Origin of the sequence: Leclercia sp. 1548 (genome assembly GCF_050435045.1) — a bacterium.
Classification (GTDB): domain Bacteria; phylum Pseudomonadota; class Gammaproteobacteria; order Enterobacterales; family Enterobacteriaceae; genus Enterobacter; species Enterobacter adecarboxylatus.
This window is the reverse complement of sequence record NZ_JBNDJP010000015.1, coordinates 1-2,996: the sequence shown is the minus strand read 5'-3', so window position 1 is coordinate 2,996 and position 2,996 is coordinate 1. Positions and strand designations below refer to the sequence as shown.

Genomic DNA, 2,996 nt, shown 5'->3' with positions numbered 1-2,996 from the left:
CTTGCCCGCACCCCCTGAGAGCCCCTCAGCGCGATCCTGCGGCCTGACGGCCGTTTCCGGCACCTTTCCCTGCCCAGAAGCCTGAAAAATACCCCTGATAATTTCTGCGCGGCTGCATGACTATGCACGCACATGCCTGGCCGGGATTTTAGCGGCTAAAATCCGGTGGGACGCCCAAAAGCACCACTGAACCTGGCGAATAACGGTGAACGGGTGCGCAGTTTACTGTGCGGCCGTGAGGCGTTGGCCAGGCCGTCAGGCATGGCATAACCTGAGCGCAGGGGGGGCGATTTAACGTAAGTGGGCAGCGTTCAGCGATGACCGGGATTCGGAAGGGGCACCCTTGCGGCGCGGCGATGTATACATCGCTAACGTGCCTTGGTGATAGTGCACCAAAAGGGAGTGGTAGCAGTTCGATAGCAAATGAGTAGCAAGAGGATAGCAACCGGCAGCCCGGAAGGCCTATGTGGTAGCAAATGGATAGCAAAAAGGTAGCAGAAGAGTAGCAAGCTCCCGGGTGTCGGGCGGAGCCTGACCAGGTGTTTCTGGCGTGCCGGCGGTACTCCAAAAACACATCTTGTCCCGCTGTTTTGTTATCGGTGCGGAGCGGCGGTAATGACAAAACATTTCCTGTCCGCGTCAGTTACTGTTCGCCCGCTTCTGGTAATACGACCGTATCTCAGCACGACCTTCGCCGAAAGTAAGCTCACCGGAAAGAATCCGCGCCTTTAAGGACTCATAAAGCGGGGTTCCGGATGGGTCCATCCCTTCAAGCCTGAGAGATGCTTCAGCTTTGCGGAACCCGGCTAAGCGCAGTTGCAGTGCCCGATCATCAGTCATGGGTTTTCCTTTGAGCAGTCATGCGAATAAGGCAGGCGTAAAGTAGGCCCACTTTACATGTCCTGGCCGGATGTTGCCGTTGTATAGCTGTGCAGGCAAAAGTGGAAAACGACAGAAAACTGTTGCAGCCGGGTGTGTAATCAGGGAGGAAACGGGTGTACCGAGCGACACGATCCCTGTTCAGCATTACAGACATTACGCTTCCTCGGTCATTCGCTCACTTCGTTCGGTCATGACACTGCGGCGAGCGTTACCTGCTCAGGCAGAAGGCCATAAGGAGGTTCTGGGGATTGCCGGTTTTCCATAGGCTTCGCCCTCCTGACGAGCTTCACAGAAATCAGGTGATTTCCGGCGCTCAAATCAGAAGTGGCGAAACCTGACAGGACTTAAAGATCCCCACCGTTTCCGATGGGTCGCTCCCTCGTGCGCTCTCCTGTTCCCACCGTGAGGTTTACCCGTTGCAGACCGCCGTAAGGTGGCGTTTTCTCATTCCTTCCCGTGCAACTGGGTTCCTTGTAGGTGGTTCGCTCCAAGCTGGGCTGTATGCACGAACTCCCCGTTCAGCCCGACTACCACGACTTTCAGGTAACTGTACTCATGATTCCAATCCTGACAGGCACGACAAATCGCCAATGGTGGTAGCCACAGGTAACAGGTTTAGAGGAGGAGAGTCTTGAAGTTTCGTGTGTGATAAGGCTACACTGAAAGGACAGTTTTGGTGACTGTGCTCCTCCAAGCCAGTTACCTAGGTTCAAAAACCTGCAAGTTCTTTGAACCTTGGAAAAAACCGCCCTGCAAGGCGGTTTTTTTTCGCCTTCAGTATGCCTCTGCAACAAAAAGTGTCAACATAATAATCACTTCATAAAGAACCAGCGAAAGCATGCTCAAGGACTTCCATGTATAAAACGCCTGCGATTAATATAGCTAAACATATCAATGACATATCTACTGAAAGATTAAATAGCTATCGACGTGTGTACCCTCATAAAAGCGAAGATGAAATCTACGGGATGTATTGCTGGAACAGCGAGCTATCTTCTCGGATAAGCATGGCAATAGGTATTTATGAAGTATGCCTCAGAAATAAAATACATAGAGTCATGAGCAATTATATATTCAACAATAAAAATACTTACAACGGTAATTTATCAGGTGATAAGAACTCTTGTAATTGGTACGATAAAATAGCAACAACTGGGAAGGTAAAGTGGCAAATAGATGAGATATATAACGAAGGTGGATTCCCCCCTCCTCACAAAATAATATCATCAATATCTCATGGCTCCTGGAGGTATATTCTGGAAATAAATAAAACAAATAATGGAAAGAATATCCCATGGGATGTACTTTTCCCTCTAATCTTCAGCTCAACTCCAGATAACTTCTTCAATAAAAGCAGTAGGTTGAATGAGTTAAAGCTAAATATGAAGCGCATAAACATATTGAGAAACCGAGTGTCTCACTTTGAGCCGATATGGAAAAACAAAATACTTAAAAGTATTGACGGTAAAAAACAAATAAAGCCAGAGCCAACGACTATCGCTGATTGCATTTCGAGGATGAGATCTGAATACAATACAATAATAAGCACTCTAAGTTATATTTCTATCGAAATGCACCAATTCTATATTGGAACCATGAACCATATAGACATATTAAGCATGATGACTGAAGGCTCTTTAAAGTCTTTTATGTCGCAAAGCGAAACAATTGCCTTAGATGTAGAAGCAGATGATTTCTCGCAAAAAGTAATCGAGCAATTATCAAACCCGCTATGCAAGAACTGGCTATTTGAACTAAAAAAATCCGGAAACGTGATCGGACATATCAGGAAATCATAAATGCAAAAGGCCACCCTTTAGGGGTGGCCTCTTCATATTCTCTATGCATCAACTAACTACTAGAACACTAAGGAATCTAGCATGGCTGCAATTCTTAAAGAACTGCGCTAGCTGACGACTACGGGATCTAATCTACTACATTTCGACGACATCGTCAATACAACACTATTATCTTCCACAATAGGTACAGGATGCAGATGCATGATTTACCATAACATCTCTTGCCCGCACCCCCTGAGAGCCCCTCAGCGCGATCCTGCGGCCTGACGGCCGTTTCCGGCACCTTTCCCTGCCCAGAAGCCTGAAAAATACCCC

General features: G+C 47.6%; 2 protein-coding genes. One reads left to right on the top strand and one right to left on the bottom strand.

The window, feature by feature from the left end; genetic code table 11:
• Positions 1–639: 639 nt before the first annotated feature.
• A complete protein-coding gene (locus ABIE02_RS22375) occupies positions 640–840 on the bottom strand; it encodes an antitoxin VbhA family protein (RefSeq protein ID WP_429211448.1) in 201 nt (66 codons plus the stop codon).
• An 896-nt stretch (positions 841–1,736) separates the two neighbouring features.
• Between ABIE02_RS22375 and ABIE02_RS22370 the strand changes: the two genes are divergently transcribed.
• Entirely contained in the window at positions 1,737–2,681 is a 945-nt protein-coding gene (locus ABIE02_RS22370; RefSeq protein WP_429211447.1) for an Abi family protein, read from the top strand.
• Positions 2,682–2,996: the final 315 nt, after the last annotated feature.

Coding starts and splice junctions, on each gene's coding strand:
- ABIE02_RS22375 (WP_429211448.1), bottom strand. CDS start 840: ATGACTGATGATCGGGCACTGCAACTGCGCTTAGCCGGGTTCCGCAAA.
- ABIE02_RS22370 (WP_429211447.1), top strand. CDS start 1,737: ATGTATAAAACGCCTGCGATTAATATAGCTAAACATATCAATGACATA.